At 65.7% G+C, this 26,842-nt stretch carries 24 protein-coding genes, 1 tRNA gene and 1 pseudogene; 14 read left to right on the forward strand and 12 right to left on the reverse strand.

Features of this window, described 5'->3' with window-relative positions; genetic code table 11:
• Positions 1-91 precede the first annotated feature (91 nt).
• The 4 genes and pseudogenes from ACZ2G3_RS03565 to ACZ2G3_RS03580 all read left to right on the forward strand — a co-directional run bounded on the left by ACZ2G3_RS03565 (position 92) and on the right by ACZ2G3_RS03580 (position 3,998).
• Positions 92-1,009, forward strand: coding sequence for an ABC transporter ATP-binding protein (locus ACZ2G3_RS03565; RefSeq protein WP_470397708.1), 918 nt, complete (start codon positions 92-94; stop codon positions 1,007-1,009).
• Entirely contained in the window at positions 1,006-2,478 is a 1,473-nt protein-coding gene (locus tag ACZ2G3_RS03570; protein WP_470399039.1) for a carboxypeptidase M32, read from the forward strand. Before ACZ2G3_RS03565 ends, ACZ2G3_RS03570 begins: the two co-directional genes overlap by 4 nt.
• 529 nt (positions 2,479-3,007) lie before the next feature.
• Positions 3,008-3,773: pseudogene (locus tag ACZ2G3_RS03575) on the forward strand (IS5 family transposase).
• Between the two features lie 27 nt (positions 3,774-3,800).
• Complete coding sequence (locus tag ACZ2G3_RS03580) at positions 3,801-3,998, forward strand: hypothetical protein (protein WP_470397709.1); 198 nt, start codon at positions 3,801-3,803, stop codon at positions 3,996-3,998.
• A 134-nt stretch (positions 3,999-4,132) separates the two neighbouring features.
• Here ACZ2G3_RS03580 and ACZ2G3_RS03585 read toward each other — a convergent pair whose 3' ends face one another.
• The 4 genes from ACZ2G3_RS03585 to ACZ2G3_RS03600 all read right to left on the reverse strand — a co-directional run bounded on the left by ACZ2G3_RS03585 (position 4,133) and on the right by ACZ2G3_RS03600 (position 6,704).
• Positions 4,133-4,621 carry a metallophosphoesterase family protein gene (locus ACZ2G3_RS03585; protein ID WP_470397711.1) on the reverse strand — a complete coding sequence of 163 codons (489 nt, stop codon included), beginning with the start codon at positions 4,619-4,621 and terminating at the stop codon, positions 4,133-4,135.
• A 227-nt stretch (positions 4,622-4,848) separates the two neighbouring features.
• Complete coding sequence (locus tag ACZ2G3_RS03590; protein ID WP_470397713.1) at positions 4,849-5,076, reverse strand: hypothetical protein; 228 nt, start codon at positions 5,074-5,076, stop codon at positions 4,849-4,851.
• A 64-nt stretch (positions 5,077-5,140) separates the two neighbouring features.
• Positions 5,141-5,584: a pyridoxamine 5'-phosphate oxidase family protein gene (locus tag ACZ2G3_RS03595; protein WP_470397714.1), complete on the reverse strand. Its 444-nt coding sequence runs from the start codon at positions 5,582-5,584 to the stop codon at positions 5,141-5,143.
• A 109-nt stretch (positions 5,585-5,693) separates the two neighbouring features.
• Entirely contained in the window at positions 5,694-6,704 is a 1,011-nt protein-coding gene (locus tag ACZ2G3_RS03600) for an exonuclease domain-containing protein (protein WP_470397716.1), read from the reverse strand.
• Between the two features lie 347 nt (positions 6,705-7,051).
• Here ACZ2G3_RS03600 and ACZ2G3_RS03605 point away from each other — a divergent pair, with 347 nt between their 5' ends.
• A complete protein-coding gene (locus ACZ2G3_RS03605; protein ID WP_470399040.1) occupies positions 7,052-7,906 on the forward strand; it encodes a DMT family transporter in 855 nt (284 codons plus the stop codon).
• A gap of 231 nt (positions 7,907-8,137) precedes the next feature.
• Positions 8,138-8,989 (forward strand): c-type cytochrome, encoded by an 852-nt coding sequence (locus ACZ2G3_RS03610; protein WP_470397718.1) that lies wholly within the window; start codon positions 8,138-8,140, stop codon positions 8,987-8,989.
• A gap of 148 nt (positions 8,990-9,137) precedes the next feature.
• Here the strand turns inward: ACZ2G3_RS03610 and ACZ2G3_RS03615 are convergent, their stop codons facing one another.
• On the reverse strand, positions 9,138-10,097 hold the full coding sequence (locus tag ACZ2G3_RS03615; protein ID WP_470397720.1) for an aldo/keto reductase: 960 nt from the start codon (positions 10,095-10,097) through the stop codon (positions 9,138-9,140).
• A gap of 387 nt (positions 10,098-10,484) precedes the next feature.
• Positions 10,485-10,874, reverse strand: a complete 390-nt coding sequence (locus tag ACZ2G3_RS03620; protein ID WP_470397722.1) for a hypothetical protein — start codon at positions 10,872-10,874, stop codon at positions 10,485-10,487.
• Positions 10,875-11,388: 514 nt separating this feature from the next.
• Between ACZ2G3_RS03620 and ACZ2G3_RS03625 the strand changes: the two genes are divergently transcribed.
• Positions 11,389-12,456 carry an NAD(P)H-dependent flavin oxidoreductase gene (locus ACZ2G3_RS03625; RefSeq protein ID WP_470397724.1) on the forward strand — a complete coding sequence of 356 codons (1,068 nt, stop codon included), beginning with the start codon at positions 11,389-11,391 and terminating at the stop codon, positions 12,454-12,456.
• Between the two features lie 210 nt (positions 12,457-12,666).
• Here the strand turns inward: ACZ2G3_RS03625 and ACZ2G3_RS03630 are convergent, their stop codons facing one another.
• The 3 genes from ACZ2G3_RS03630 to ACZ2G3_RS03640 all read right to left on the reverse strand — a co-directional run bounded on the left by ACZ2G3_RS03630 (position 12,667) and on the right by ACZ2G3_RS03640 (position 14,306).
• Positions 12,667-12,966, reverse strand: coding sequence for a hypothetical protein (locus ACZ2G3_RS03630; protein WP_470397726.1), 300 nt, complete (start codon positions 12,964-12,966; stop codon positions 12,667-12,669).
• 722 nt (positions 12,967-13,688) lie between these two features.
• Positions 13,689-13,764, reverse strand: a tRNA-Ala gene (locus tag ACZ2G3_RS03635).
• Between the two features lie 224 nt (positions 13,765-13,988).
• On the reverse strand, positions 13,989-14,306 hold the full coding sequence (locus tag ACZ2G3_RS03640) for a TIGR02300 family protein (protein WP_111300819.1): 318 nt from the start codon (positions 14,304-14,306) through the stop codon (positions 13,989-13,991).
• A gap of 96 nt (positions 14,307-14,402) precedes the next feature.
• Here ACZ2G3_RS03640 and ACZ2G3_RS03645 point away from each other — a divergent pair, with 96 nt between their 5' ends.
• The 3 genes from ACZ2G3_RS03645 (at position 14,403) to ACZ2G3_RS03655 (ending at position 16,581) form a co-directional block, all read left to right on the forward strand.
• Entirely contained in the window at positions 14,403-15,098 is a 696-nt protein-coding gene (locus ACZ2G3_RS03645) for a M48 family metallopeptidase (protein WP_470397728.1), read from the forward strand.
• Positions 15,099-15,129: 31 nt separating this feature from the next.
• Positions 15,130-15,774 carry a GntR family transcriptional regulator gene (locus ACZ2G3_RS03650; RefSeq protein WP_470397730.1) on the forward strand — a complete coding sequence of 215 codons (645 nt, stop codon included), beginning with the start codon at positions 15,130-15,132 and terminating at the stop codon, positions 15,772-15,774.
• A gap of 69 nt (positions 15,775-15,843) precedes the next feature.
• Positions 15,844-16,581, forward strand: coding sequence for an intradiol ring-cleavage dioxygenase (locus tag ACZ2G3_RS03655; RefSeq protein WP_470397732.1), 738 nt, complete (start codon positions 15,844-15,846; stop codon positions 16,579-16,581).
• A gap of 3 nt (positions 16,582-16,584) precedes the next feature.
• On the opposite strand, the gene ACZ2G3_RS03660 is transcribed toward ACZ2G3_RS03655, so the two are convergent.
• Positions 16,585-17,208: a lipid-binding SYLF domain-containing protein gene (locus tag ACZ2G3_RS03660; RefSeq protein ID WP_419269038.1), complete on the reverse strand. Its 624-nt coding sequence runs from the start codon at positions 17,206-17,208 to the stop codon at positions 16,585-16,587.
• Positions 17,209-17,278: 70 nt separating this feature from the next.
• On the reverse strand, positions 17,279-18,274 hold the full coding sequence (gene hemB, locus ACZ2G3_RS03665; protein ID WP_470397734.1) for a porphobilinogen synthase: 996 nt from the start codon (positions 18,272-18,274) through the stop codon (positions 17,279-17,281).
• A 102-nt stretch (positions 18,275-18,376) separates the two neighbouring features.
• On the opposite strand from hemB, the gene ACZ2G3_RS03670 reads away from it, so the two are divergent.
• Genes ACZ2G3_RS03670 through ACZ2G3_RS03685 form a run of 4 tightly spaced genes read left to right on the forward strand, consistent with a single transcriptional unit; the run spans position 18,377 to position 24,183 of the window.
• Positions 18,377-18,949: a hypothetical protein gene (locus ACZ2G3_RS03670; RefSeq protein ID WP_470397736.1), complete on the forward strand. Its 573-nt coding sequence runs from the start codon at positions 18,377-18,379 to the stop codon at positions 18,947-18,949.
• Between the two features lie 40 nt (positions 18,950-18,989).
• The gene (gene mfd, locus ACZ2G3_RS03675; RefSeq protein ID WP_470397737.1) at positions 18,990-22,463 is read left to right on the forward strand and encodes a transcription-repair coupling factor; all 3,474 of its coding nucleotides are present in this window, start codon (positions 18,990-18,992) and stop codon (positions 22,461-22,463) included.
• Entirely contained in the window at positions 22,460-23,587 is a 1,128-nt protein-coding gene (locus ACZ2G3_RS03680; RefSeq protein ID WP_470397739.1) for an aminodeoxychorismate synthase component I, read from the forward strand. Before mfd ends, ACZ2G3_RS03680 begins: the two co-directional genes overlap by 4 nt.
• On the forward strand, positions 23,548-24,183 hold the full coding sequence (locus tag ACZ2G3_RS03685; RefSeq protein ID WP_470397741.1) for an aminotransferase class IV family protein: 636 nt from the start codon (positions 23,548-23,550) through the stop codon (positions 24,181-24,183). Before ACZ2G3_RS03680 ends, ACZ2G3_RS03685 begins: the two co-directional genes overlap by 40 nt.
• Before the next feature lie 281 nt (positions 24,184-24,464).
• On the opposite strand, the gene clpA is transcribed toward ACZ2G3_RS03685, so the two are convergent.
• Positions 24,465-26,789 (reverse strand): ATP-dependent Clp protease ATP-binding subunit ClpA, encoded by a 2,325-nt coding sequence (gene clpA, locus ACZ2G3_RS03690; RefSeq protein ID WP_419269031.1) that lies wholly within the window; start codon positions 26,787-26,789, stop codon positions 24,465-24,467.
• Between the last annotated feature and the right edge of the window lie 53 nt (positions 26,790-26,842).

A 26,842-nucleotide genomic window follows, 5' to 3' on the forward strand; every position in this document is an offset into this window, starting at 1 on the left:
CCTCAAGATTAATGCTGTCTCTAAACGGTTCACCCGCAGGCCCGGACTGTCGGAGCGTCTGGCCGGAAAATTCACCGGCGGGGGCAAACCCGTGACCGTGCATGCCCTGACTGACGTGTCGCTGGAAGTCGTGAAGGGCGAGGTTCTGGGAATTGTCGGCGAATCCGGCTGTGGGAAATCTACGCTGGGCCGGGTGGTCGCAGGCATTCACGCCCCGACCTCTGGCAGCGTGACATTGAACGGTCGGCCGATCGCCGATCAGCGCAGCGGCACCATCCACAAGCTGACGACGCAGGTTCAGATGATCCATCAGGACCCCTTCGCCAGCCTGAATCCCCGAATGAAGGTCGGAGAGACCTTGGCCGAAGGTCCACGCTATCATGGCATCATTCCAGCAGATCAGGTGCGCACACGCATCCGTTCCCTGCTGGAGCAGGTCGGGCTGGAGGGCGCCTATGCCGACCGCCTGCCGCACCAGTTCTCCGGAGGACAGCGCCAGCGGATCGCCATCGCCCGTGCGTTGGCGATGCAACCCGAGGTGCTGGTGTTGGACGAGGCCGTGGCGTCGCTGGACGTGTCGATCCAAGCACAGGTGCTGAACCTGTTCATGGACCTGCGCCGCGACCTGGGTCTGACAGCGCTGTTCATCAGCCACGATCTGTCGGTCGTCCGCCATGTCTGCGACCGCGTGGCGATTATGTATTTGGGCCGGCTGGTCGAACTGGCACCGGCCGATCAGCTTTATGCGGATCCGCGCCATCCCTATACCCAAGCGTTGTTTGCTTCGATCCCGACCGTTGGCACGGGCCGCGGGCGGTTCGAGGCGATCAAGGGTGAGGTCCCGTCCCCTATCGCACCGCCGCCCGGCTGCGCCTTCCATCCACGCTGCCCCTTCGCAGGGCCGCGGTGTCGGGCCGAGGTGCCGCAACTGACCGCGGCCGGTGCGTCCCGCACGGTGGCCTGCCATCTGAACGACGGTGGCGTCGACATCCAGAAAGGTGCCGCATGACCACGGAACTCCATGCCCGGATCGGGCAGATGAATGACGTCCTATGCACGGTCAATATGCTCAACTGGGACGCGCGAACGCAGATGCCATCGGGTGGTGCAGAGACGCGCGGCCAGCAGGTGGCGACGCTGATGGGCATCGCGCGCAAGATGATCCTGGATCCCACCATGCGCGACGCAGTTGATGCCGCCGGCGATGACCCCCAGGCCCAAATGGTGCGGGAGGCCATCGATCATCACGCCCGCCTTCCGGCGGAACTGCTGCAGGCAAAGGCGGAGCACGCGACGATCGCGGGCGCGGCTTGGGCCAAGGCACGCGCGCAGGGCGATTTCACGATCTTCCAGCCGCATTTGGAGAGGGTCGTGGCTCTGGCGCGCAGGACCGCCGATGCGCTTGGGCATCAGGGGCATCCCTACGACCCGATGGTGCAGGTCTTCGAACCAGGCGAAACGGCGGCCAGCCTAGGGACGTTGTTCGACAGCCTTCGTGCGGGCATTCTTCCCATCCTGGATCGCGCACGCGCCCGACCCGCACCCCGCACGGATTTCCTCTATCGGGACTATGATCCGCGGCTTCAGAAGCAGTTCGCCACCAACATCGCCCACGCCTTGGGCTATGATTTCGACAGGGGGCGCCTCGACACCGCCGTCCACCCCTTCGAGGTCAGCTTTACTCGCAATGATGTCCGCATCACGTCACGGTGGCCCCGCAACTATCTGCCGATGTCGATCTTTGGCACCATCCACGAGGTCGGCCATGCCCTCTACGAACAGGGCGTCGATCCTGCTTACACGCGCAGCGCCTTTGCCACAGACATGATCGGTCTCTACGCCGTGGGCGGCACCAGCTTTGGCATGCACGAAAGCCAATCGCGCCTTCTGGAGAACCACATCGGACGCAGTCCGGCCTTCTGGCATGCGCATTTCCCGCATCTTCGCGATACCTTTCCCGACCAGCTTTCCGATGTGACGACGGAAGAGTTCGTCGCTGCGGTCAACAGGGTCGAACCGGGGCAGATCCGGGTTGAGGCTGACGAGTTGACTTATGATCTGCACATCATGCTGCGCGTCCGGATCGAGATGGCACTGATGGAGGGCAGCCTGCAGGTGGCTGACATACCCGGCACATGGAACCGGGCGATGAGGTCGGATATGGGGATCCAGATCGACAACGACGCTCGCGGGTGCTTGCAGGACATTCATTGGTCGTCCGGATATATAGGATCGTTTCCGACCTACACGATCGGCAATGTGACGGCCGCACAGTTGATGCGGCACCTTGGAGAAGGATCGCCAGCCGTCATCAGCGCGGTGAACGAAGGCAATCTGGAACCACTGCGAAGCAGCTTGAGAGAGGCGGTTTGGAATCACGGGCGGTCATTGACACGTGCTCAAATATTGGACCGCCTCGGCTTGGCGAGTAACAATCCTTCCGCCTATCTCGAATACTTGGACCAAAAATTCAGCTGACAAACTGTTTGCGAGGATATGCTCGCCGTGATGCGGATACCGTTGCGGGGCCGATAATTGGTGTGGCGCGTGTCCATCAACGTCGTTTAGGCAATTCGATGGCCCGAGTTGTCTTGCTCGACCTCAATGTGTTACCTAACCAGTCCGCCTCCGAGAGTGGCTCGCCTGCGGTGGCTGAGCGGTTGCGGCACTTCGGCACTCCGGTCAGCTAGCTTTCACCCTCAAGGCTGAGTCCTACGCACGAGATGTTGCAACGCATACGGATGGCCGCTCCTCGCCAATACATCAGCTACCTCGCTGCAATACCACGCCGCTTTTCACCCTTCCCATTGACAAGGGTGCTCACCTGACCTTCGATAGAGTGATCGTCCGCTTTGGGCTGATGCCGCGGTATCTATGCTGCACCACCGTCGGGCTGCTTGCCGCCCATCACGCGCCTTTAGCGTTTCCCAAGCTGGACTGGGGCCCTTAGGGTCCATCCCTATAAGTTTCTGTTGCAGGCCGGCGGGTTGAGTGATTCACGCTGGTCATGGACAAACGAGACACGCGATATTTCTGGCTAAGCGCACAGCAGATGCAACGCATTCAGCCGTTCTTTCCCAAGGTTCGAGGGCGCGCCCGATCCGGCGACTGCAAGGTTCTGAGCGGCATCATCCATGTCAAACGGTGTGGGCTTCGGTGGCAAGATGCTCCCGCAGTCTATGGCCCGTACAAGACCCTGTATAACAGGTTCGCCCGCTGGTCCCGGATGGGCATCTTCGCGAGGATATTTTGCGCGCTGGCGCAGCCCGGCGTCCAAGGCGATACCTTGATGATGGACAGCACATTCCTGAAGGCGCACCGCACTGCAGCAAGTCTGCGTAAAAAGGGGATCGTCCGCGGGCCATCGGACGCACGAAAGGCGGCCTGAATTCCAAGCTGAACATGCTCAGCGACGGCAAGGGCTGGCCGCTGGACTTCTTTCTCTCGCCGGGCCAGATGGCTGACAGTCGTGGCGCCCTCGTGCTTTTCCGCCACCTGCCTACCGCCAAACACTTCCTCGGAGACAAGGCCTATGATGCCGACTGGCTGCGCGATGGCCTGAGGCAACGTGGCATCCGTCCCTGCATCCCGCCTCGCAAGAAGCGCAAGAAACCGGCCTCTTGCAACAAGCGCCTCTACCGCAAGCGCTACCGGATCGAGAACCCCTTTGGCCGCCTGAAGGACTGGCGCGGCATCGCCACGGGTTACGAACGCTGCGGAGACATCTTCCTGAGCGCCATCTCCTCGCAGCCATCGTCATCTTCTGGATCTGAAGTTTATAGGGACAGACCTTAGGCTTCGTGCTGGGCCCGCTGATCGAGACGAACCTGCGCCGCGCCCTGTTGGTCTCGCGCGGCGATCCGATGATTTTCTTGGAGCGCCCGATCGCCTGTGGCTTCGTGATCGCCACAACGTCGCTGCTGATTTACGGGTTCATGAGGCAAGGGCGCCGAATATCCGCCGGCCGCGAAGCAGCCGATAGGCAACCGGACGTCTAGCAAGCCGCTCAATTGGTCGTGGGCCTGGGACGGTTTCCCATCACGCGGAAGGAAAGGCGCTGGTATTTGCATTGTCTCCACGTGTCAGACGGCGCCGGACCCGCTCATCGGGCTCATGCTGCCAATAGCCGAGGTCAGATGGGCAAGGGGTGGATCATCGCGCGGGGGCGGCCGGCCTCCTCCCAGAGGAAGGCCAGCGTGATTGGCAGGCGGAAACGGCGGCGGCCGACGGCACCCGGGTTCAGCCAGAGGGTAGCGCCGGTCTCCTCGATGCCAGGTTTATGGGAGTGGCCCGAGATCACGACGTCCCACCTCTCGGTTTCCGGATCGGCCCGCAAAGCCTTGCGGTCATGGATCATGTGAATCCGCAGTCCCATGGTCTTAAGGCTCACCGTTTCGGGCAGGGCCTGGGCCCAGTGGCCGCGGTCGATATTGCCGCGGATGGCCGTCACCGGGGCGATGCGCGCCAGGAGCTCAAGATGGTCAGGATCGCCGATGTCGCCCGCGTGCAGGATGCGGTCGACCCCTTCCAGAGCCTCCAGCGCCTCGGGGCGGAGCAGACTATGGGTGTCGGAGATGACACCGATGCGCTCCTTGGGTAATGGCGGGCGGAACGGTTGCATGGGGCAACTCCTGATGGTAGTTGAACGTGGGTGCTGCCTCAGCCCTGCAGGGTGATGGTTATGGTGCCGCAACCGGTCGCGACCACGGCATGTTGCAACGGCTGAAGCCCCCGACGCCAAAGCGTGCCTTCGGTGTCGAAAAGTGGCCTGCGGAGACGCCGACACTCTGATGGTGAACAAGTTGCCGCCGCAAGTCCACGCACCGGGAGGCGCCACGGGCGGCATCTTCATTGACGCTGACGCAGGTCGGCCTGCAAACCACAGGTAGCCTGTGGTGCCGACACGCCTTCCTGCAGCTCCACATTTTCGAAGCCAATGCTGTCGAACTCGGGTGCGTTCGTGCCGATATCCATGCCCGCAACCATCCAATGCGCAGCGTTCGTAACGGCCCGGATAATCTTTTTCCGCCCGACCGCTTCATCCCGTGCGTGATGGTCATCTTGCGTCTCAGCCAAGCTGAGGCCTCATCTCCAATCATTGAGGCAAACAGCGAAGCAGTCATTGCAACGAGATGTTAGTTCAGGCGTTCGAAGGATCGACCTCGCCCTCTTCCTCGCCGTCCCAGTAATGGACGCGAACGGCGTGAACCTTGATCAGCGCCATGCCCGGCGTGTCGATCCCGTCGGGAAACCACCGGTCGATGTCGGCGGACCAGTGATCGGCAAAGGCCGCCTTGTCACGGATGATGCTGGCCTCGCCCTCGACGGCAACGAACAGCGGCGGTGCGCCCAAGATGCCGGCCCGACCCTGGAAGGACAGCGCGACATGGCGGTCCCGCTCGATGTCGCTGACGGTGCGGGTGTCCTCATAGGTAAAGTAGTAGCTGTCGCCGTCCCACTCCACCTCGCTGTTGTTGCTCATCGGGCGCGTGGCCAACTGCCCGCCCTCAGTGCGGGTGGTCAGCATGGCAAAGTCGATCTTGCCCATTGCCTTCGCCAAGTCCTGGATTGTCCGGCCAGCCATGTTTCCTCCTGTCGGTTTCAGTGGCGCACGGTTCTGAACGCCGTCGGCACGGGTTTTGTTGCGCGCTCGCGCCCCGCATGCGTCATCTGCGCCTGAACCATGCAGAGCCTCAGGCTGTGCCGCAGTCCGCGACAAGCCTCCGAAAATCGCTTTCGCCGATGATCCGGATGGGGTGGCCGGCAGCCTGCATGTCTTCGGCCTTCCGGTGCTTGCTGCTTCGAGCAGGCCCGGCAGGACCGGTCAGATCCTGATCGCCGACAACCAGATGGGTGGTCTGCCTGGTCACGCCCGCCTTGACCGACATCCCGGCCCGGACCGCCAGTGCGGCCGCCTCGGTTCGCGACATGCCAAGGGCGCCTGTGAACACCACCGTGGAACCGGCCAACGGCCCCGCCGGGTTTCCCTCCATGGCGATGGAGGGAGGATGACCTTTCTTGGCGACAGGTTTGATCAGCTCCTCGAAGGGAAGGCCAAGATGGCTTTCGGCGTGCTGGACGACCATCGCGGCTGCACGGGCGTCCTCGCCCGCGTCATGGTGGTGGAACCGAAGGTTCAGCCTCCTCTTGAGGTTGGCCAGCCCGTGCCCGCCATTTCCCTTCAACTCCGGCCATGCCCGCCTTGCGATCGTGACGCTGTCGCTCCACCGCAGATCGGGAGCATCGATGCCGCATGACAGGCAGGCAGCATGGACCGCCCGTTTGTCGAAGTTGCTGTGCTGGACAAGGTTGTGCCGCGTCAGCAGGGGCAGAAGAATTCCAATGGCCTCGGCAAAGCCGGGTGCCTGCGCGACATGATCCGGACCGATGCCGTGAAGCCGGATGTTGAACGGGTCGAACCGGGTGCGGGGATTGATCAGCATCGAGAATGTCTGGATCTGGTCGTCCGGTTGCACGCAAGCCAGGCCGATCTGGCAGATGCTTGCGGCGTCGCTGCACGCCGTTTCCACATCCAGGGCGATGAAGCGAAAGCGCCCCTCAGGGACCTGTTCGGCATGGCCGAAGACCGGGCGGGCAGCCGCATTCTCCCTTCGGGAGGGCAGGGGTTCGAAACCATCAGCCCCTTGCTGATCGCGCCGCTGCGGTTCATGGCCGCGTCCGAAAATCCGATCAAGCAACGCCATTGCAATCCACCCCGCGAAATTCGCTGCATCTTAACCGAAGTCTTGGCCGAGGTGAGACCCTTGTTTATGTGGCGATGGCAATGGCGTTCCCTCAGCTTTTCGTCTCCAGGCCTCCTGAACGGCACGCTCTGCAGGCCCCTGTGCGGCAGTCTGGTTTTCGACCGGCAGACCTTTCTCGGCCCAGTCCTTGAACCCACCCATGTTGCGCACCTTCGCCATCCCCGAAGATGTTTGCGCGAACCTGCCGGGTGCCATAAGCGCAGGGGAGAAACGCGTCCAGCGTGACAGGGAGCACCGCCTTGAAGACCGACCCCGCCCATCGCCAGAACATTCTCGGCGCGGCCTGGATGATCGTGGCCATGGCGGCCTTTGCCGTGGAGGATGCGCTGGTGAAAGCCATGTCCGGTCTTCTTCCGGTCGGCCAGATCCTGACCCTCTTTGGCCTGGGCGGCGCGCTGATCTTCGCGGCCATCGCGTTCCGCCAGGGCGATGCCCTGATGACACAGGATGTGGTCTCGCCCGCGATGCGGATCCGCGTGTTTTTCGAGATCACCGGGCGGCTCTTCTATGTGCTGGCTCTGGCGCTGATCCCGCTTTCGACCGCGACGGTGATCCTGCAGGCGACCCCTCTGGTCGTGGTGGCCTCGGCGGCCGTGATCTTTGGCGAACGGGTGGGCTGGAGGCGGTGGACGGCCATTGTCCTTGGGCTGGTGGGGGTGTTGATCATCCTCCGCCCCGGCACCGAAGGTTTCTCGGCCCTGTCGCTTCTGGCGGTCGTCGGCATGCTGGGCTTTGCAGGTCGTGACCTCGCCAGCCGTGCGGCCCCCAAGAGCCTGAGCACCGCCATTCTCGGCCTCTACGGCTTTCTGGCCCTGGCAGTGGCGGGCCTGCTGTTTTCCCTCTGGCAGGGAGAGGCGTTTCGACTTCCCGACGCGCATGCCACTGTTCTGCTGCTGGCAGTGATCGTCATCGGCATCGGCGCCTACTCCTGCCTGATGAAGGCGATGCGCTCCGGCGATGTATCGGCGGTCACGCCGTTCCGCTACACCCGGCTCCTGTTCGGCATCGCCCTAGGCATTGCCCTGTTCGGCGAGACGCTGACCATGAGCATGCTGGCCGGCTCGGGCCTAATCGTGCTGTCCGGCCTCTTCATCCTGTGGCGCGGGCAGAAGAGAGCGGCCGAGGCCGGCTCAATGACTTAGGCTGCAGCCCGAAACCTGCGGGTGCAGCAAACGAAGGATTCCCGCACCCGGCACTCGTCACCTGGTTCCTTCATCACATGTACGCTGCACGAGGAGATCGGCAGCGAAGGCGTCAGGCAAGAACCACCTGAGGCCGCGCGTGAAGAGTCGCCATGGCGACTGTTCGACTGCCAACATGGGCTAAGATCGTCCCGTCCGGCCCCTGTCGCGCCGGTCTTGGGAGGGTTGAACATGTCACGAGTTTTGCTTCTTGCAGGGGTCGGGATCCTGCCCCTGCTTTGTGCGGGCACTGCCGACGCTGCCCCGTCGGTGACACGTGGGGAATATCTTGTCACGGGTCCTGCGGGGTGCGGGAACTGTCACACGCCGCTGGGAGCGGCAGGGCCTGACATCTCTCGGGCCCTTGGGGGAGGGTTGGTGGATGAAAACCCGGCCTTCACCGCCTATGCGCCGAACATCACGCCGGGCGGACATGTCGCAGACTGGACCGACGAGGACCTTGCGCGGGCGATCCGCGAGGGGCTGCGTCCCGACGGGACCCTGATCGGGCCGCCGATGCCTTTCGCGCTCTATCGCGGCCTGTCGGATGATGACCTGCAGTCCATCGTCGCCTATCTGAGGACCGTTCCTGCGGTGGAGGGCGAACAGCCCGAAAGCGTCTACAACATCCCCCTGCCGCCCGCCTACGGCCCGCCCGTCGAAAGCGTGCCGCATCCGGAGGAGGGGGTGACGGTGGCATATGGCGCCTATCTTGCCGGGCCCGTCGCCCATTGCATGGAATGCCATACCCCGCATGGGCCGCAGGGACCGCTGCTCGACACGCACGCCGGAGCCGGCGGCTTCGAGTTCCGGGGTCCGTGGGGCGTGTCGGTGGCCGCCAACCTGACGCCGCACCCCGAGGACGGCATTGCGGATGACACGGACGAGGAGCTGAAGGTCATGATCACGCAGGGCCTGCGTCCAGACGGAACGCCGATGATGCCGCCGATGCCCTATGCTTACCTCGCGAACATGACGAGGGAGGATCTTGATGCGATCATCCTCTATCTGCGCAGCCTGAAGCCGCTGCCACTGCCGGAGTGAACAGGGATCTGACAGGCAGGGGCGGGTGTTGCCGCGCCTGCCTGGCACGATCCTGCCGTCAGGCAAGCAGAGCAAGTTTCACCGGCCTGAAGATTGCCGTTATTCATCCTGAAACAGGTGATGTCGTGGCACAGGGCCGCCGCAGCCGTCAGCAATAGCTCTCGACGAAGGCCATCTGGTGGTCTCCGTAACGGCTGCCATGGGCAAACCCCGCCGGAAGAAGATGCTCGATCTGGGCCACGTCCGCGGCGTCGAGATCCGCAACCTGCCAGTCGCGAAGGTGATCCGCCGTCCGCGTGCCCGGGATGGGAATGATGTGATCCCCCTGCGCGAGGACCCATGCAAGCGCCGCCCCCGGGACCGTCCAGCCCCGGGCGGCGCAGAGATCGCGAAAAGGCGCAATGGCGGCAAGATTGGCCGAAAAGTTCGGCTCGACGAACCGCGGGTTGGTGTCGCGAAAGTCGATGCCCGCGCGGAAGTCCCGCGTCAGGGGCTCGCGCCCGAACATCCCGCGACCCAGGGGAGAGAAGGCGACAAAGGCCACGCCCAGCTCTCGGCAGGTCTGGATCAGGCCAAGCTGAGGCAGCCGCGTCCAAAGGGAAAACTCGTTCTGGACCGCCGTGACGGGATGTTCTGCATGGGCGCGGCGCAAGGTCGATGGCGCGACCTCGGACAGGCCATAGCCGCCGATCTTGCCCTCCTGCACCAGCCTTGCCATCGTTCCGGCCAGATCTTCGATGGGCAGGTCGGGCTGGCGGCGGTGGATGTAATAGAGGTCCACATGTTCCCGTTTCAGCCTGCGAAGCGACTCCTCCAGGCACTGGCGGATGTACGGCTCATCATTGCGCACCGTCCGCGGCGGGCCGTTGACGATGCCGCATTTCGTGGCGAGGTGCACCTCCCGGTGCCCCCACCGCCCGATGACCTGCTCCGAAACTCCCATGCCGTAGATGTTGGCCGTGTCGAAATGGCTGATGCCGGCGTCCAGTGCTGCATCCAGGCAGGCCAGCGAGGTCGCCTCATCGGTCGGGCCGAACATCCCGCCAAAGCTCATCGCGCCAAAGCCAAGGGCGCCAACGCTGCGGTTGCCAAGCCGTCTCTGTTCCACCTGTGCCTCCTGTGCCGCGGTGGGGCAGAGAAACGCGACGCTTCCGGGCAGTCAAGTGTAAGCGCCCATCATGTTTGATCTGGGTCGTGGGAAAGCGCGGGCTGAAGAAGGGATTGCTTCGGCCTTCGCATGTCATTGGCGTGCCACTTGGCTCGCCGGCTGCTTCAACGCGGAAGCTGCACAGTATGGAACAGACAGGCTAGCGCGCCCTTGAGCGGTAGCAGCAAGGTAGCCTAGGACGAATGTCGCTGATCGAAGCCCTGTTCAAAGTGCGTCCAATCCTGACTCGCCATGCTGCCTTGGCTCCTGCCGCACAGCCCTTTCCGCATGCCGACCTTTTCCTAGGCCAAGCTCAGTCAAACAGCGCCGTCGGCTCAGCGGAAAGACCTAGTCCTGGCTGGCAAAGCCCTTCGGAACACTCCGGCCTTTGTCCGCCGGCAAGCCTGCCTCTTGGATCAGATCATCGGCCATGGAATCTGCATTGGGTCCTGCGTCCAACAGATGCTGCCAGATCTCGCGAACCGCCGGCGCGACCCGTGGCTCCGCCACGGCACGGGCGGTATGAAGCCAGATCGCCAGGCCGTCGCTGCTGTCATACTCGCGCGCCTTCCGCAGGGTGGCGATCCTGGCCTGCGCGGTCGCGGCGAAACGGGCAACGGCGTCGGCGGGCCATTCGGTCAACTCATGGAGGTCCTGCCCGTCCGCCAGATAGGAAGCAGCCCAGAACCGCGCCGCGGCGGCATGGCCCTCCACGAAATGGGGTTTCGCTGCGGCCAACCTGTCCGCAACAGCCTGCGCCTCATCAACAAGGGCTGCCGTCGCTTTCTCCTGTTTCCATTCGCTGAACATCGCGTTGTCCTTTTCCAGGTCGGGAAGGGCAAGGCCCTCATGAAAGCCATCGTAGAGGGGCCTCTACGGATCTTCTGTCGGACCCTTCAGTGGACCGTCATCGGCATGCTGAGCAAGATAACATCGGCGGCTCATGGCTGCCGAAGATAATGAGAGCATCAGCGGCTGTGAACCCGAGCCCCGACCGCTTTATATGCGGTGCGGCGCCCATGACGATGACAGGGTCCGCCATCTGTTTCCTCCTCATGTCACGTCATTGGTGTTTGCACAGGCCGCGCCAGCCTGGCTCCCCCTGCAACCTGCAACGCGTGCCGGCCGCAAAAGGAACCACGAGGCTTCACCCTGATCCGCGTTGCGCCCTTCCCCCTCCCTCGGCAAGATCATCGCGCGCCCTTGATCTGTCCGGGCTCCTGGCCCAGTCTGCACCAAGGGGGAGCATCCGATGACCGCCACGACCCAGCTTCTGGATTTGCTTCAGGTCCAGCTACCGATCCTTCAGGCGCCGATGGCGGGGGTGGCCACGCCGGCCATGGCCGTGGCCGTCTCGGACGCGGGGGCCTTGGGCGCCTTGGGTCTTTGTGCCTCCAGCCCAGAGGCTGCAGGGCAGGCCATCGTGGAGGTGCAGCAGCGGACATCCGCCCCCTTCAACGTGAATTTCTTCTGCCACGCGCGACCACAGCGCGACCCGCCGCTGGAGGCGGCCTGGATCCAGCGGATGGCGCCACTCTTTGCGCGGTTCGAGGCGGAGCCGCCTGCCGAGCTTCGGGACCTCTACACCAGCTTTCGCGACACCGAAGCCTACCTCGAACTTGTTCTCCAGCTGCGCCCGCCCGTCGTGAGCTTCCATCTGGGCCTGCCGCGTCCTGACCAGATCGCGGCGCTGCGTGCGGCGGGGCTGGTGCTGATCGGCAGCGCCACCTCCCCGGCCGAGGCCCGCGCCATTGAGGCGGCCGGTTGTCATGCCGTCGTCGCGCAGGGATGGGAGGCCGGAGGGCATCGTGGCCTCTTCGATCCGGCCGGGCCGGACGCCCGGCTTTCGACCGGCGACCTGCTGCGCGCCCTCTTGAACGAAGTGAGCCTGCCGGTCATCGCCGCCGGCGGGATCATGGACGGGCGGGACATCGGCCGCATGCTGGAGCGGGGTGCCGCGGCGGCGCAACTGGGCACCGCCTTCATTGCCTGCCCGGAGAGCGCCGCGGATGCCGGCTATCGCGACCGCCTTGCCCTGGGCGGCGACACGGTCATGACCCAGGCCATCTCTGGCCGCCAGGCCCGCTGCCTCAGCAACGCCTTCACTCAATGGGCCGAGGATGTCCCACCCGCCGACATCCCCCCCTATCCCTGCGCCTATGATCTGGCCAAGGCGCTCAGCACGGCCGCCAAGGCCAAGGGCGCCACAGCTTACGGCGCGCAATGGGCCGGTGCGCAGGCCGCACGGGCGCGCGCGCTTCCGGCCGGAGATCTCGTGGAGACTCTGGCCGCGGAGATGGGGGAGTGGGCGAGGGCATGAGAGGCCCGAGGGTGCCCTTGGCTCCTCCACCGCCCCGGGCACTCTGCCCCGGATCGTCGTGTTGATGCCGTCCCCGATCCACGGGCGCTGCGAGCGAGTGTCTTCACTGCCACACGCATCCGCAGGCCGCTGTCATGATGGTGCTGCTGGTCGTGCCTCGCGGCTGGTCACCTTGACCATGAGGCGCCTGCGTGGCTTTTCAAGCAGGGTTCAGAGCCTGCTGGTCGTCTTTCGTTCGGCAGGGGTGGCGAAGGCGACATACGCGGCATCTAGCGGTTCATTCGCATCGATTCCCGTGGGGGCGGGGTCTTCGGGTGCGGATGCGCGGATGATGCCCAAGCCGTAATCGAGATCCCGCGCAATCGCTCCAAAGGCGGCGCCTTCCGGCAGGCGCGCGCTGATCTTCAACTGCGCTGCATGATCACGCGCACGGCCAAGGGCGTTCAGAACCTCGCAGAGGTCAGCGTCTGACATGCCCGCGATGGCCGCCTTGAACCGGCTGACATCCATATTCCTCCTCCGTTGCTGCAACATCGGTGCCGGCCGGATCGCTACTGCGAAAACTGGGGCACTGGCAAAGGACGCTTTCGTCACTGAACACGGGCCGCCGCCGATGCAGAATACCTAATCCGGGGGATGGGGGGAGAGATTTCCTCGATCTTTCCCGGTTCAGCGGCCTCATGTTCGATGATTGGTCTGCAGAATGACCGCCCGGTGTCGGAGACAGGCTATGTCTGACGCTTGGATCATACTACCGTTGGCTTCAGACAGAAGAATTGAGGGGGTATCTCAAAACCAATCCTGCAGCGCGGCTGTCCCCTGAACTCGTCCCGTATTTTCCAGAACAGGACGGGAGCAACTGCTTGGTTAGGCGGGAGGTCCAATGCAGATGACTGCAAGGTCAGCATTCCCGGCAGGATCTCCTGCGGCAACGCCCGTCTACTGCCACCAGCGGCGCAACCGCATCGAGATCGTGTTTTGTCATGTGAAAGCTCGGCGCCGGATTGCCACCTTGGCTCAGAACAGATGGCCGAAGTTTTTCCCCTCCGCCATCGCGCCAGCTGTCATGTATTTGCATGGGCGACATTAAGGCTGGGCTCTAAGAGAGCATCTTCCCACGGCGGTAGGCGATTGCCTACATCGCCAGATGTGCCGACCCATCCCGTCACTCAGCGGAGCAAGGTCACATTTTACATGAGGAAAGGATTTACCCGGCATTGCCGGGATGTTTTTGGTGGAGCCAAGGGGAGTCGAACCCCTGACCTCTTGAATGCCATTCAAGCGCTCTACCAACTGAGCTATGGCCCCACCGGAGGTCTGCGAAGCGCCTCAGCGCCGCCGCGTGTGGGGTCTATATGGGCGCCCGCGTGGGGGTGCAAGCGGAAAATCGTCGGGCAGGCGCAGATTCTTTCCCAGTCAGGCGGACATGGGATGCAGGTGCTGAAATTGCGGAGAAAGTGGCTGCGGGAGGCGCGGCCCAGCCCTGCGCGCCGGAAAGAAAAGGGCCGCGACTTTCGACGCGGCCCTTGCTCTTATTCTTCTTCGTCGCCGGCGACATCGGCGATGTCGTCCAGCGACACGTCGCCGTCGTCATCGTCCTCTTCCAGCAGGTCGTCGTCCAGTTCGCCGGCCTCGTCGGCGATGTCCTCTTCGTCATCGACCAGTTCGTCGTCATCGGGCCGCACGGCGGTCTTTTCGGTGACAAGCGTCTTGCCGCGACCGTCGGTCAGGCTGTCCCGCGTGAACTGGTTGCCGCAGGCGGGGCAGGTCATCGGGTCGTTCTTCAGGTCATAAAAGCGCGTCGCGCAATGCGGGCACAGGCGCTTCGTGCCCCATTCCTCTTTGGGCATGGTAATCTCCTTCAGCCGCGATTAGGGAAACCGGGCGACCCCCTGCCACAGCGGCCTGAGGGTGTCAAAGGCTTTATCTGGCAGGCCGGGGCGGGCATGGCAAGCGTCGATCAGCGGATCATCCTCGAAGACGGGCTGGCGGTGCGGCTGGCGCGCTCGCCACGCGCGCGGCGCATGACGCTGCGGGTGCCGCGTGACGGATCGGGCGTGGTGCTGACCCTGCCGGCGCATGTTTCCGAGCGGGAGGGGCGGGCCTTTGCCGAATCCCGCCGCGCCTGGCTGCACCAAGCTGTCGCCCGGCTGCCCGCACGGCAGGTCGCGGTACCGGGCGCCCTGCTGCCCGTCGAAGGGCAGCTGCTGCGGCTGACACCGGCCGAGGTGCGCAGGCCTCAGGTGCAGGGCGACGCGCTGCTGATCCCGCAGGGGCGTTCCGCGGGCCCGGTCGCGGCCGCATGGCTGAAGCATCTGGCGGCGGATCGGCTGCGCGCCGCCTGCGACCGCTTCAGCGGCGCCTTGGGCCGCCCCTATCGCGCCCTTGTGCTGCGGGACACGCGGTCGCGCTGGGGCAGTTGCACCCATGACGGCCGGCTGATGTTCTCGTGGCGGCTGGCGATGGCGCCGGGGCCGGTGCTGGACTATGTCGCCGCCCACGAGGTCGCGCATCTGGCGCATATGGACCATTCGGCCCGCTTCTGGGCGCAGGTCGAGGCACTGATGCCCGGCCATGCACCGCAGCGCACCTGGCTGAAGGCCCATGGGGGCGATCTGATGCTGTGGCAGTTCCGCGATTGACGGGCGCAGGATTTGTGATCACATGAAGCCCATGAGCGCCGCCCGATCCACCGACCCCACCGCGCATGAGCGTCTGTATCGCAGCCTGCGCAGCCAGATCATGCTGGGCGAACTGCCACCCGGCAAGGCGCTGACCCTGCGCGGGATCGCCCGCGACCATCACCTGTCGATGACGCCCGCCCGCGAGGCGGTGCGCCGCCTTGTCGCCGAAGGGGCGCTGACCCTGTCGGGATCAGGCCGCGTCGCCACGCCCGCCCTGTCGGATGAGCGGATCGAGGAACTGGCCGCCCTGCGTGCGCTGATCGAACCCGAACTGGCCGCCCGCGCCCTGCCGCGCGCGCATTTCGCGCTGATCGACAGGCTTGCGACCATGAACGGCCGGATCGCCGACGCGGTCGAGCGTCACGACGCGGTCGGCTATATCCGCTGCAACCTGGACTTTCACCGGATGCTCTACCTGCGGGCGCAGGCGCCCGCGATGCTGGCGATGCTTGAGACGATCTGGCTGCAGCTGGGGCCGACGATGCGGGCGCTCTATGGGCGGGTCAGGCGCAACGAGCCGCCGCGGCACCACCGGATGATCCTGGCGGCGCTGCGGGCGGGCGACGAACCGGCGCTGCGGCTGGCGGTGCGGGCGGATGTGACCCACGGGCTGCGGCACCTGACCTCGGCCTGACGGCCTTGTGACTTCGCGCGGCCCCCCGGGGTGGGGCATGATGGCGGGATGTCAGCCGAAAGGTGCCTCATGCTGGACCGACGCGATCTTTTGAGGGCCCTGGCTGCGGCAACGCCCTCGGTCCTGGGCATCGGCGCGGTGGGGCGGGCCTTGGCGCAGGACGCGGCAGAGGCCCAGTTGATCGCCACCCATGTCTGCCGCCTGATGCCCGAGACCACCGAGGGGCCCTTCTATTTCGACCCGCGCCTGCTGCGCAGCGACATCCGCGAGGACAGGCCGGGCCATCTGTTGGCGATGCGCCTGCAAGTCGTGGACGCCGCCTGCCGGCCGATCGAGGGGGCGCGGGTCGATGTCTGGCACTGCGACGCGCAGGGCAATTACAGCGGCTATCCCGGCCAGGCCGAGGGGGACCTCAGCGGGCAGACCTTCCTGCGCGGGTCTCAGATGACCAACCAGGCGGGCCGGGTGGCATTCCGGTCGATCTGGCCCGGCTGGTACCGGGGCCGCACGGCCCATGTGCATTTCAAGGTCCTGCTGGATCGGCAGAGCCTGGTGACAGGCCAGATGTTCTTTCCCGACCGCTTCAGCCGGGCGGTGTTCCGGCAGCTGCCGGCCTATGCGCGTGGCTCGACCCGCGGCCAGATCTTCAACGATCGCGACGGGATCGCGCGCAGGGCAGGAGAGGGGGCCTTTGCCCAGGTCACCCAGGTCCAGGGCGGCTTCGAGGCCGCGCTGGTCATCGGCGTGGCGCGGACCCGGGCCGGAGCGCTGCTGCCGGGGACAGCCGGCCCGACCCGCCGGGGCTAGCGGTCAGGCAGGCGCGCCCATCGGCGGCAGGCCGAGCGAGCCAAAGCTGATCTGCGGCAGCGTCGAGGGGATGATGCGGTTGTATTTCGTGCCCTCGATCGCGGCGCCGGCCATCAGGCCCGACTGGCCGAATATCATCGCGACCACCGGGAACTGGGCCGAGAATGTGTCGGTCCCCACGGCCATCCCGCCGGCCGGGATCGCGTAAAAGGCGCCCGCCCCGGCAACCCAGCCCGGCGCGGCGCGGAAGGCCCCAAGCGCCTCGTCCGTCTGGAAGATCAGCACATGTGCATATTGCTGCGCCCCGGCCTGCAGGCCCACCGTGGCGCGGGTGGCGGAATAGTAATCGACCGACTGCCCGCCGATCCGCAGCGCGCCCTGGCCATAGGCGCCGCCAAAGCCAAGGGCGGCCTCGGTCATCAGCGGCATGTAAAGGACGCCGCGGGCGTTCTGCACCAGCGGGGCGGCGGCGGGATAGGTGCCGACCAGGTATTGCTGGGTCTGGTCGACGCGTGCATCCAACTGCGCGGCGCCATTGGTGCCCACCGCATTGGTGCAGCCGGCGGCCAGCATCGCAGCGCCGCCCGATGCCAGCAGGTTGCGGCGCGTCATCGTGAATTTGGTCATCTGTCGCCTCGTGTCGGTGATCGGGACTTTTACCGGCCCGTTGGGGCGCAGGATAGGTCAGCGGGGCCGGTCACGCCAGCATCTCGGCCACGGTGGGCGCGAAATAGCTCAGCACCCCGTCGCAGCCGGCGCGGCGGAAGCCCAGCAGGCTTTCCACCATGGCATCCCGCGACAGCCAGCCGTTGCGGATCGCGCCCTCGATCATCGCGTATTCGCCGCTGACCTGATAGGCGAATGTCGGCGCGCCGAATTCGTCCTTCACCGCCCGGCAGATGTCCAGATAGGGCATGCCCGGCTTGACCATGACCATGTCGGCGCCTTCGGCCAGGTCGCGGGCGACGCAGCGGATCGCCTCGCCCCGGTTGGCGGGGTTGATCTGATAGGTCTTCTTGTCCCCGACCAGCCGCCCCGAGGCGCCCACCGCATCGCGAAACGGGCCATAGAAGGCGCTGGCGAATTTCGCGGCATAGGACAGGATCGCCACATGCTTGTGCCCCTCGCGCTCCAGGGCTGCGCGCAGGGCGGCGATGCGGCCGTCCATCATGTCGCTTGGCCCCAGGATGTCGGCGCCGCATTCCGCCTGCACCAGCGCCATGCGGACCAGCGCCTCGACCGTCTCGTCGTTCAGGATCTCTCCGTCTACGACCAGCCCGTCATGGCCGTTGGCATTGTAGGGGTCCAGCGCGATGTCGGTCATGACCGCCAGTTCGGGCACGGTCTCCTTGACGGCGCGGATGGCCAGGTTGCCGATGTTGTCGGGGTCCCAGGCCCGCTCGCATCCCTCGGTCCGGCTGGACTGGTCGGAATGCGGAAAGATGCAGATGGCGGGGATGTCCAGGCGTGCTGCGCGTTCGGCCGCGCGTTTCGCGCCGTCCAGCGTCAGCCGCTCCACACCCGGCATCGAGGCGATCTCACCCTCGGCGCCCGCCACCTCAGTCACGAAGATCGGCCAGATCAGGTTCGCGGGCGTCAGGTTCGTTTCCGAGACCATGGCGCGGATATTGGCGTTGCGGCGCAGACGGCGCAGGCGCGAGGCGGGGAAAGGGGCGATGATCGGGCTGGCCATGGGGCCTCCTGCAAATGGGACGGCAGCTGGGACAACCGGGCGGCTTTCCCTTGGTCAAAACCCGTTCTAAGGTCGCCGGCAGCCAAGGACAAGGAACTGCCAGTGCCGCAAGTCAACAGCCTGATCGGGCTTCTGGACAGCCGGTCTTTCATGACGATCTGGTACTGGCTGGCGCTGGTGGGGATGTGGTCCGCCACCGGCCGCAGCGTGCTGGGCGTGCCGACCGAGGTGCTGGCCCGCGCCCGCGCCGCCCAAGCCGCGGGACAGGCCGAGGGCGCCGCCGTCATCACGCTGCTGGACTGGCTGTCGCTGGTCCTGCCGCGCTGGCAGCTGGGCACGCGCGAGGGGGCGCTTTTCCTGGCGGTCACCAGCTTCCTGCTGAGCTCGCTGGCGGTGCTGGGCTTTGTCTTCTGGCTGGAACTGGCGCAGGCGATGGTGCTGTTGCTGGTGCCCTTCTGGCTTCTGTTCTGGATGCGCATCCGGCTGGCGCGGCGCCTGGTCCCGCTGGTCGAGGCGGCGCAGGACGGGCAGATGGAGCTGTCGCAGGTGGCCGCGCAGGCGGTGCATCTGATGTCCTGGCACCGCCGTTGGGTCACGCTGATGTCGATGGTCGCGATCGCGCTGACGGTGCTTTGGGGGACGCTGTGGGCCATCATGCATCCCAACGGGCTGTGAGGCGCTTGACTTCGCGGCGCGGCCCTATACCTGACGGCTCATGTCCGACCAGCTGATCCTTTCCGGTGCGCCCGAAGGCTATGACGCGGCGCTGATCGCGCGCGAGGCGGCGCGTCCCGAAAACCGTGGCGCGCCGGTGATCCACATCGCCCGCGACGACCGCCGCATGGCCGCCACCCGCGCGGCCCTGGCCTTTCTGGCTCCGCAGCTGGCGGTGCTGGACTTTCCGGCCTGGGACACGACCCCCTATGACCGGGTCTCGCCCGCGCCCGAGATCCAGGCGGCGCGCATGGCCACGCTGGCCGGGCTGGCGCAGGGGGCGATCAAGGGCCCCTTTGTCCTGCTGACCACGCTGAACGCCGTCCTGCAGCGGCTGCCGGCGCGCGACCTGGTGGCCCGGACCGCCTTCACCGCCCGCGTGGGCGACCGCATCGACGAGGCGGCCCTGCGCGAGTTCCTGGTGCGCATGGGCTTTGTCCAGAGCCCGACGGTGACCGATCCGGGCGACTATGCCATTCGCGGCGGCATCATCGACATCTTTCCGCCGGGCGAAGCCGGGCCGATCCGGCTGGACCTGTTCGGCGACGTGCTGGACGGGGCGCGGCGTTTCGACGCGGTCACGCAGCGCACCACCGAAAAGCTGTCGCGGATCGAGCTTGCGCCCATGTCCGAGGTGATCCTGGACGAGCCGTCGATCACCCGCTTCCGCCAGAGCTATCGGACGGAATACGGGGGTGGGACCAATGACCCGCTTTACGAAAGCGTCAGTGCCGGCCGCAAGACGGCGGGGATGGAGCATTGGCTGCCCTGGTTCCATGACCGGATGGAAGGCCTGTTCGACTATCTGCCCGGCGCGTCGGTGGTGCTGGACGATCATCTGGGCCAGGTGATCGACGCGCGCCGCCTGATGATCCGCGAACAGTTCGACGCCCGCTGCGCCGCGATGGCGGCCAAGGGGCGGGCCGATACCGTCTACAAGCCCGTGCCGCCCGATGCGATGTTTCCGACCGAGGCGGAATGGGCTGGCTGGCTGGCCCCGCATCGGGTGCTGCGCCTGTCGGTCCTGAACCAGCCGCCCGGCCCCGGCGTGCTGGACGCGGGCGGGCGGCCGGGCCGCAATTTCGCCCCCGAGCGGCAGGCCGAGACGATCAACCTGTTCAGCGCGCTGGCGGGCCACGTGAAGGCGCTGGCCAAGACCCACCGGGTCGTCATCGCCAGCTTTTCGGACGGGGCGCGCGAACGGCTGGCGGGGCTGCTGAAGGATGAAGGGCTGACCGGCGCCGCGCCCATCGGTGACTTGCGCGACCTGCCTGATCAGCCCGGCGCGCTTGGCCTGGCGGTCTGGCCGCTGGACGAAGGCTTCGTGGCGGAGGGAACGGCGCTTGGCCGCATCGCCGTCATCTCGGAACAGGACGTGCTGGGCGACCGGCTGATCCGGGGCGCGAAGAAGCGCCGCAAGGCCGAGAACTTCCTGAAGGACACGCAGACCCTGTCGCCCGGGGATCTGGTGGTCCATGTGGAACACGGCATCGGCCGCTATACCGGGATCGAGACGATCATGGCGTTGAAGGTGCCGCATGACTGCGTGGCGCTGGAATATGCGGGCGGCGACCGCCTCTATCTGCCGGTTGAGAATATCGAGCTGCTGTCGCGCTACGGCCATGAGGAGGGACTTTTGGACCGCCTTGGCGGCGGTGCCTGGCAGGCGCGCAAGGCGCGGCTCAAGGAACGCATCAAGCTGATCGCCGACAAGCTGATGCGCGTCGCGGCCGAACGCCTGTTGCGCCCCGCGCCCGTGCTGGAGCCCGAGGAGCACGACTGGCAGCAGTTCGCCGCCCGCTTCCCCTATAGCGAGACCGACGACCAGCTGGCGGCCATCGAGGACGTGGCCGAGGATCTGGCCGCCGGCCGGCCGATGGACCGGCTGGTGGTGGGCGACGTGGGCTTTGGCAAGACCGAGGTGGCGATGCGCGCGGCCTTCATCGCCGCATCCCAGGGGATGCAGGTCGCGGTCGTGGCGCCGACGACGCTGCTGGCCCGCCAGCATTACCGCAGCTTTGTCGAGCGCTTTCGCGGCACGGCGATCACCGTCCGCCCGCTGTCGCGTTTTGTCAGCGCCAAGGATGCCAATGCCACCCGCACCGGGCTGACCGATGGCAGCGTCGATATCGTCGTGGGCACCCATGCCGTGCTGGCCAAGGGCATCCGCTTCAAGAACCTCGGGCTGCTGATCATCGACGAGGAGCAGCATTTCGGCGTCGCCCACAAGGAGCGGCTGAAGGAGTTGCGCAGCGACATCCACGTCCTGACCCTGACCGCGACGCCCATCCCGCGCACGTTGCAGCTGTCCCTGACCGGCGTGCGCGACCTGTCGGTGATCGGCACGCCGCCCGTCGACCGCCTGGCGATCCGCACCTATGTCAGCGAATTCGATAGCGTCACCATCCGCGAGGCGCTGCTGCGCGAGAAATACCGCGGCGGGCAGTCGTTCTTTGTCGTTCCACGCCTGACCGACCTGCCCGATGTCGAGCATTGGCTGACCGAGAACATGCCGGAACTGTCCTATATCGTCGCCCATGGCCAGCTGGCGGCGGGCGACTTGGATCAGCGCATGAACGCCTTTTACGACGGCAGCCATGACGTGCTGCTGGCCACGACCATCGTCGAATCCGGGCTGGATATCCCGACCGCGAACACCATGGTCATCTGGCGGGCGGACATGTTCGGCTTGGCGCAGCTTTACCAGATCCGGGGCCGGGTGGGGCGGTCCAAGGCACGGGCCTATTGCTATCTGACGACCAAGCCGCGCCAGCCACTGACGCCGCAGGCGATGCGGCGGCTGAAGTTCCTGGGTTCGATCGACGGGCTGGGGGCGGGCTTCAATCTGGCCAGCCAGGACATGGACCTGCGCGGCGCCGGCAACCTGCTGGGCGAGGAACAATCGGGCCATATCAAGGAAGTCGGATTCGAGCTGTACCAGCAGATGCTGGAGGAGACGATCGCCAAGCTGAAGTCCGGCGAGCTGGAGGGCACGCCCGAGGATGAATGGGCGCCGCAGCTGAACTTGGGCGTGCCGGTGACGATCCCGGAAAGCTATATCCCCGACCTGGACGTCCGCCTTGGCCTCTATCGCCGCCTGGCCGAGCTGACCACCAAGGTCGAGCTGGAGGGTTTCGCGGCCGAGCTGATCGACCGCTTCGGGCCCTTGCCGCGCGAGGTCAACACGCTGCTCTTGGTCATCCGCATCAAGGCCATGGCCAAGCGCGCCAATATCTCCAAGCTGGACGCGGGGCCCAAGGGGATCACTGTCCAGTTCCACTTGGACAAGTTCCCCGATCCCGCCGGCCTGGTCGAATTCCTGTCCGAGGAGCGCGGCACCGCCAAGGTCACCGACAACAAGGTCGTCCTGCGCCGCGAATTCGCGTCCGATGCCGAACGGATCAAGGGTGCCTTTGCCGTGGCCCGCGACCTGGCAGCCAAGATCAAGGCCGGCAAGCAGAAGGCCAGAACATGAACGGACTGATCCGGTTCGACACCGGCCCGCTGTCGGGCGGGACGGAATTCGCGCGCCCGCAGAGCGTGATCCGCGCCGATACGCCCGAAGAGGTCGGCCCAGCCTTGGCCACCCTGCAGGCGGCGCAGGCCCGCGGCCTGTGGCTGGCCGGATATCTGTCTTATGAACTGGGTCATGCGCTGACGCCTAGCCTGGCCGAGCTGATGCCCGCTAGCCGGCAGATGCCGCTGATCCTGATGGGGGTCTTCGACGGCCCGCGTCCCGCGCCGCCGCTTCCGGCATCGCAGGGCATCAGCTTCGGCCGGCTGCGCCCCCTGTGGGACCGGGCGCGCTATGACGCGGCCATCGCGGCCGTGCAGGCCTATATCGCGGCCGGCGACACCTACCAGATCAACCTGACCTTTCCGCTGGAGGCGGAGGTCACGGGCGATCCGCTCGCCCTTTACGCCGCCCTGGCCGCCCGCCAGCCGGTGGGCGAGGGGGCCTTCGTGGACCTGGGCGGGCCGGTCGTTCTGTCCCGCAGCCCCGAGCTGTTCTTCGCGGTGGATCATCAGGGCGTCATCGAAACGCGCCCGATGAAGGGAACCGCCGCCCGCGCCGCCACCCCGGCCGAGGACGACGCCGCCGCGCAGGCGCTGCAGCAGTCGGAAAAGAACCGCGCCGAGAACCTGATGATCGTCGATCTTCTCCGCAACGACATCAGCCGCATCTGCCGGCCGGGCAGCGTCCATGTCCCCCAGCTGTTCCATATCGAACGCTATGCGACGGTGCACCAGATGGTCTCGACCGTCCGGGGCCAGCTGGTGCCGGGGGTCGGGCTGGCACAGATCCTGGGCGCGCTCTTTCCCTGCGGATCGATCACCGGGGCGCCCAAGATCCGGTCGATGCAGATCATCGCGGAACTGGAAGCGGCCCCGCGGGAGGTCTATTGCGGCGCCATCGGCTGGGTCGATCCGGCCGGGCCGATGCGGTTCAATGTTGCGATCCGTTCGCCTTGGATGATCGCGCCGGGGCGCTTGCGGCTGAACGTCGGCGGCGGCATCGTGCATGACAGCGAAGCCGGGTCCGAATGGGAGGAGGCGCTGTGCAAGTCCGCATTCCTGGGCACATTCCCGACGGTCTGACCGTCTTCGAGACGATGCGCCGCGAGCCGGACGGCCATATCGCGCTGTGGCCCCTGCACCTGGCACGTCTGCGGAACGGTTGCGCGGCAGTCGGCTTTCCGCTGGACGAGGCCCTGGCGCAAGAGGCGCTGTCCCGGCTGCCCGCAGGTCAGCTGCTGCGCGCCCGCCTGGCGGTGGATGCCAGCGGCCGGATCGACGTGACCCATGCCCCGCTGCCGCCCAACCCTCCTCTCTGGCGGGTGATCATCTCAGACCGGCGGCTGCAGGCGGATGATCCCTGGCTCTCCATCAAGAGCTCGCATCGCCCGGTCTATGATCATGTGCGGCAGGCGTTGCCCGCAGGCGTCGACGAGGCGCTGCTCCTGAACCAAATTGACGAACTCTGCGAAGGCACCATCACAAGCATCTTTCTGGACCGGGGCGGCGTGCTGCTGACGCCGCCGCTGGCCTGCGGCCTGCTTCCAGGGGTACTGCGCCAGAGCCTGCTGATGCAGGGCCGCGCGCAGGAAGCGCACCTGCAGCTGTCGGATCTGGCGGAAGGAGCGCTCTATTGCGGGAACGCCCTGCGCGGCTTGATTCCGGCACTTCTGGTTTGAGAGAGGCCGGTGCTCTTGAACGGGGCTCAGGTCTTCAGCGGACCTACGGGCGGCAAGCGATTGGGCGTGGCTCAGCCCTGCAACAAATGGCGGTGACCGAGCAGGAATTGGTAGGGCGCGCGTCTTTTAATCTATTCAAGTTGGTCGGGCGGGATGTCCGTTCAAAGGTCGCACCTGATAGCGCTGGCGCAGTCATGAACCTGTAGCTGCATCCCCAAGCAATCCCTATGCAAAAGCCCCGCCGGTCAGGGCGGGGCTTCCAAACCTTCATGGGTCTTGCGTTACTCCGCCGTCAGCAGCGGGGTCTTGGACTTGCCGATCCGCGGAGCGTCAGGACCCGTGATGTCGAAGGCGGGCTTGTCATCCTCGATTTTCACGCGCACCACCCCGCCCTTGGTCAAGCCGCCGAACAGCAGTTCCTCGGCCAAGGGCTTCTTGATGTATTCCTGGATCACCCGGCCAAGCGGGCGGGCGCCCATCCGATCGTCATAGCCCTTTTCGGCCAGCCAGTCGGCGGCTTCGGGGGTCAGCTCGATATGGACATTGCGGTCCATCAGCTGCGCCTCCAGCTGCAGCACGAACTTCTCGACCACGTGGACGACCACCTCGCGTGACAGCGGGGCAAAGCTGATGATCGCGTCCAGGCGGTTGCGGAACTCGGGCGTGAAGGTGCGCTCGATGGCGGCCGTATCCTCGCCCTCGCGCCGGTCCCGGCCAAAGCCGATCGCCGCCTTTGCCTGATCCGCGGCCCCTGCGTTCGAGGTCATGATCAGGATCACGTTGCGGAAGTCCACCTGGCGGCCGTTGTGGTCGGTCAGGCGGCCCGCATCCATGATCTGCAGCAGGATGTTGTAGACATCCGGATGCGCCTTCTCGATCTCGTCCAGCAGCAGGACGCAATGCGGGTGCTGGTCGACACCATCGGTCAGCAATCCGCCCTGGTCAAAGCCGACATAGCCCGGAGGCGCGCCGATCAGGCGGCTGACGGCATGCTTCTCCATGTATTCCGACATGTCGAAGCGCAGCAGTTCCACCCCAAGCGTCGTCGCCAGCTGCTTGGCCACCTCGGTCTTGCCCACCCCGGTCGGCCCGGCAAAGAGATAGTTGCCGATCGGCTTTTCCGGTTCGCGCAGACCGGCACGGGCCAGCTTGATCGCGCTGGACAGCGTCTCGATGGCGTTGTCCTGGCCGAAGACCACCCGCTTGAGCGAGGCCTGCAGGTCGCGCAGGACCTCGGCATCGTTCTTGCTGACGTTCTTGGGCGGGATCCGGGCGATCTTGGCCACCACGGCCTCGATCTCCTTGGGGCTGATGGTCTTGCGCCGCTTGCTTTCGGCCACCAGATGCTGGGCCGCCCCCGCCTCGTCGATCACGTCGATGGCGCTGTCGGGCAGCTTGCGATCGTTGATGTAGCGGCTTGCCAGTTCCACTGCCGACTTGATCGCGTCGTTGGTATAGCGCAGGTCGTGATGCTTTTCGAAATGCGGCTTCAGCCCCATCAGGATCTTGATGGTGTCCGGAACCGACGGCTCGTTCACGTCGATCTTCTGGAACCGGCGGCTGAGCGCGCGGTCCTTTTCGAAATGCTGGCGATACTCCTTGTAGGTCGTGGACCCCATGCAGCGCAGCTTGCCGCCCGCCAGCGCGGGTTTCAGCAGGTTCGACGCATCCATCGCCCCGCCCGAAGTTGCGCCCGCACCGATCACGGTGTGGATCTCGTCGATGAACAGGATCGCGTCGGGATGCGCCTCCAGTTCCTTGACCACGGCCTTCAGCCGCTCCTCGAAGTCGCCGCGATAGCGGGTGCCAGCCAGCAGGGCGCCCATGTCCAGCGAAAAGATCGTGGCACCGGCCAGGACGTCGGGCGTCTCGCCGCGCGTGATCTTCAGCGCCAGACCCTCGGCGATCGCGGTCTTGCCTACGCCCGGGTCGCCCACCAGCAGCGGGTTGTTCTTGCGCCGGCGGCAGAGGACCTGGATGGCACGCTCGACCTCGGCCTCTCGGCCGATCAGCGGGTCGATGTCGCCCTTCTTGGACTTCTGGTTCAGGTCCACGCAATATTTGCCAAGCGCCGTCTCGTCCTTGGCGTCCTGTGCGGCCTCGGCCTTGGTCTGTTCGACCGGCTCGTCCGAACCCGCCACCTTGCGCGGCTCATTGAAGCTGGGGTTCTTGGCCACGCCATGCGCGATGAAGTTGACCGCGTCGTAACGGGTCATGTCCATTTCCTGCAGGAAGAAGGCTGCGTTCGATTCCCGTTCGGCAAAGATTGCGACCAGCACGTTCGCGCCCGTCACCTCCTGCCGACCCGAGCTTTGCACGTGGATGGCCGCGCGCTGGATCACGCGCTGGAAAGCCGCCGTCGGCACCGCTTCGGAGCCGTCCACATCGGTGATGAGGGTGGACAGGTCATCCTCGATGAACTCGATCAGCGTCTTGCGCAGCTCTTCCAGATCGACGTTGCAGGCTCGCATGACCTTGACCGCATCGGGTTCCTCGGTCAGGGCCAGCAGCAGATGCTCCAGCGTCGCAAGCTCGTGTCGATGTTCGTTCGCCAGCGCGAGCGCTTGGTGAATGGCCTGTTCCAGGGAGGTCGAGAAACTTGGCACGGTCGTCTCCTGTCAGTCGGCTGGCGGTATGGGACCCATTCTTGGCCCACCTG

This window comes from Paracoccus sp. KKT209 (assembly GCF_055635455.1).

Coding starts and splice junctions, on each gene's coding strand:
- ACZ2G3_RS03570 (WP_470399039.1), top strand. CDS start 1,006: ATGACCACGGAACTCCATGCCCGGATCGGGCAGATGAATGACGTCCTA.
- ACZ2G3_RS03585 (WP_470397711.1), bottom strand. CDS start 4,621: ATGCAACCGTTCCGCCCGCCATTACCCAAGGAGCGCATCGGTGTCATC.
- ACZ2G3_RS03595 (WP_470397714.1), bottom strand. CDS start 5,584: ATGGCTGGCCGGACAATCCAGGACTTGGCGAAGGCAATGGGCAAGATC.
- ACZ2G3_RS03600 (WP_470397716.1), bottom strand. CDS start 6,704: ATGGCGTTGCTTGATCGGATTTTCGGACGCGGCCATGAACCGCAGCGG.
- ACZ2G3_RS03605 (WP_470399040.1), top strand. CDS start 7,052: ATGATCGTGGCCATGGCGGCCTTTGCCGTGGAGGATGCGCTGGTGAAA.
- ACZ2G3_RS03610 (WP_470397718.1), top strand. CDS start 8,138: ATGTCACGAGTTTTGCTTCTTGCAGGGGTCGGGATCCTGCCCCTGCTT.
- ACZ2G3_RS03625 (WP_470397724.1), top strand. CDS start 11,389: ATGACCGCCACGACCCAGCTTCTGGATTTGCTTCAGGTCCAGCTACCG.
- ACZ2G3_RS03630 (WP_470397726.1), bottom strand. CDS start 12,966: ATGGATGTCAGCCGGTTCAAGGCGGCCATCGCGGGCATGTCAGACGCT.
- ACZ2G3_RS03640 (WP_111300819.1), bottom strand. CDS start 14,306: ATGCCCAAAGAGGAATGGGGCACGAAGCGCCTGTGCCCGCATTGCGCG.
- ACZ2G3_RS03645 (WP_470397728.1), top strand. CDS start 14,403: ATGGCAAGCGTCGATCAGCGGATCATCCTCGAAGACGGGCTGGCGGTG.
- ACZ2G3_RS03650 (WP_470397730.1), top strand. CDS start 15,130: ATGAGCGCCGCCCGATCCACCGACCCCACCGCGCATGAGCGTCTGTAT.
- ACZ2G3_RS03655 (WP_470397732.1), top strand. CDS start 15,844: ATGCTGGACCGACGCGATCTTTTGAGGGCCCTGGCTGCGGCAACGCCC.
- ACZ2G3_RS03660 (WP_419269038.1), bottom strand. CDS start 17,208: ATGACCAAATTCACGATGACGCGCCGCAACCTGCTGGCATCGGGCGGC.
- hemB (WP_470397734.1), bottom strand. CDS start 18,274: ATGGCCAGCCCGATCATCGCCCCTTTCCCCGCCTCGCGCCTGCGCCGT.
- mfd (WP_470397737.1), top strand. CDS start 18,990: ATGTCCGACCAGCTGATCCTTTCCGGTGCGCCCGAAGGCTATGACGCG.
- ACZ2G3_RS03680 (WP_470397739.1), top strand. CDS start 22,460: ATGAACGGACTGATCCGGTTCGACACCGGCCCGCTGTCGGGCGGGACG.